Source organism: Methylobacterium sp. A54F (assembly GCF_053346035.1).
Genome location: NZ_JBKFBF010000050.1, coordinates 1 through 449 on the forward strand (window position 1 = coordinate 1; position 449 = coordinate 449).

Consider the following 449-nt stretch of genomic DNA (forward strand, 5'->3'; position numbering starts at 1 on the left):
CGGGCTGGCGCAGCTGCCCGTTCCAGGGCCGGAAGCCGAGGGCGCGCCCCTTGAAGCCGCCGACCTCGAAGGCCGGGGACAGGATGAGGTCCCGCACCCGGTCGGGATCGGCCGAGCGCAGCTGCACGGCGGCCTCGCCGACCGCGTGGACCGCCATCCAGCCGGCCCAGTCCACCGGGTCCATCTCGCGGGCAGGCATGTCACGGGCAGGGCTTGCGAGCTTGCGGAAGCGCTCCTGCAGTTGCACCGCCGCCCAGGCCTCCACCGCCCGGCCCCAGGCGGCGGGCACGAGCCCTTGCGTGCCGACGACGGGGCGGGGCGCGGCGGTGTTGTAGACGAGGTTGGGGCCGAACTGCCCGGCCTCGTCGGCCACCGCCACCACGTCGTGCTCGGGGCCGCGGGTGACGAGGGCGAACTCGCGCAGGGCCGAGTCGCGCAGGTCCGCGCCG

General features: G+C 76.4%; 1 pseudogene. It reads right to left on the bottom strand.

The window, feature by feature from the left end:
* Positions 1–449, bottom strand: a pseudogene (locus tag ACLBXP_RS25270) (ABC transporter substrate-binding protein); the annotation flags it as partial.